Here is a 1,807-nt window from a genome sequence, read left to right on the forward strand (position 1 = left end):
AGAAGATCACCTCGCTGCGCGCCGACGGCGCCACCGAGGCGCTGCCGGCGTCCTGGCCCGCGGACGGGACGACGGGGTACGACGCCCTGCGCGAGGTGTGCGGGCTGTTCGTCGACCCGGCGGGGGAGGGGCCGTTCACCGACCTCGCGGTCGAGCTGGGCGTGCCCACCGACTTCGCCGCCGTCGAGCACGAGTGCCGGGCGCTGGTCGCGTCCACGATCCTGAGCGCCGAGGTGCGCCGGATCGCCGCGCTGCTCGAGCCCTCCCTCCCCGAGGGCGTGGGCGCCGAGCAGGCCCGCGAGGCCGTCGCCGCCGTCATGGCCGCGTTCCCGGTGTACCGCTCCTACCTGCCCGAGGGCGAGCAGGACTGGGCCACCGCCGTGCGCCGCGCGGGCGGCCCGGCCGCCGAGGCGCTCGACGCCGCCGTGCGCGCCGACCCGACCGGCGAGCTGGCCACCCGCATCCAGCAGACCTCCGGCATGGTCGTCGCCAAGGGCACCGAGGACACCGCGTTCTACCGGTTCACCCGGTTCGTGGCCCTCAACGAGGTCGGCGGCGCGCCCGACCGGTTCGGCGTCACCCCCGAGGAGTTCCACCGCAGGGCCGCCGCCCGCGAGTCCGGCTCCCCGGACACCATGACGGCGCTGTCCACGCACGACACCAAGCGCTCCGAGGACGTGCGGGCCCGGCTCGCCGTGCTCGCCGAGGTGCCCGACGAGTTCGCCGCCGCCGTCCGCCGGTGGAGCGCCGCGCACCCCATCGACGAGCCCAGCCTCAACGCGCTGGCCTGGCAGTCGCTGGTGGGCGCCTGGCCGGTCACCGCCGACCGGATGCGCGCCTACCTGGAGAAGGCGGCCAAGGAGTCCAAGGTCCGCACCACCTGGGTCGACCACGACGAGGAGTTCGAGGCCGCCGTCGACGCCTGGCCCGCCGCCGTGCTCGGCTCGGACACGGCGGGTGAGGTCGCCGAGTTCGTGGACGGCATCGTGGCCGCGGGCTGGTCCAACGCGCTCGGCCAGAAGCTCGTGCAGCTCACCGCGCCGGGCGTGCCCGACGTGTACCAGGGCACCGAGCTGTGGGACCTGTCCCTGGTCGACCCGGACAACCGGCGGCCGGTGGACTACGCGCCCCGCCGCGCCCTGCTGGAGCGCATCGACTCCGGCTGGCTGCCCGACGTCGACGACTCCGGCGCGGCCAAGCTCCTGGTCACCTCGCGCGCGCTGCGGCTGCGCGGGCAGCGGCCCGAGCTGTTCCGCGGCTACCGGCCGGTGCCCGCCGCCAGACCCGCCTCGGCGCACGCGCTCGCCTTCGAGCGCACCGGGCTGATCACCGTCGCGACCCGGCTCCCGGTGGGCCTGGCCCGCGCGGGCGGCTGGGGGAGCACCGTCCTGCCGCTGCCGCCGGGCGAGTGGACCGACGTGCTCACCGGCCGCGTGGTGACCGGCTCCGCGCCCGCGCTGGCCGACCTGCTCGACCGCTACCCCGTCGCCCTGCTCGTGCGAGGAGACCGGTGACCTTCTCCGTGTGGGCCCCCGACCGGGACGGCGTCGTCGTCCGGGTCGACGGCCAGGACCACGACATGACCCCCGTCGGCGGCGGCTGGTGGCACAGCGACGCCAGCGGGACCGACTACGCGTTCGTGCTCGACGGCGACGCCCTCCCGGACCCCCGCTCGCGCCGTCAGCCCGACGGCGTCCACGAGGCGTCCGAGGTCTACGACCACGACGCGTTCGCCTGGACCGACGACGGCTGGACCGGCCGCCAGCTCGCCGGCTCGGTGCTCTACGAGATGCACGTGGGCACGTTC

General features: G+C 76.1%; 1 protein-coding gene and 1 pseudogene. Both read left to right on the top strand.

Annotated elements, in window-relative coordinates; translation table 11 throughout:
• On the top strand, window positions 1-1,514 hold a 1,514-nt coding region (locus ACTUAL_RS31920; RefSeq protein WP_440902833.1), incomplete at its 5' end, for a malto-oligosyltrehalose synthase.
• Window positions 1,511-1,807, top strand: a pseudogene (locus tag ACTUAL_RS31925) (malto-oligosyltrehalose trehalohydrolase); the annotation flags it as partial. The gene ACTUAL_RS31920 and the pseudogene ACTUAL_RS31925, both read left to right, overlap by 4 nt.

The sequence above is a fragment of the Actinosynnema sp. genome (assembly GCF_052038725.1).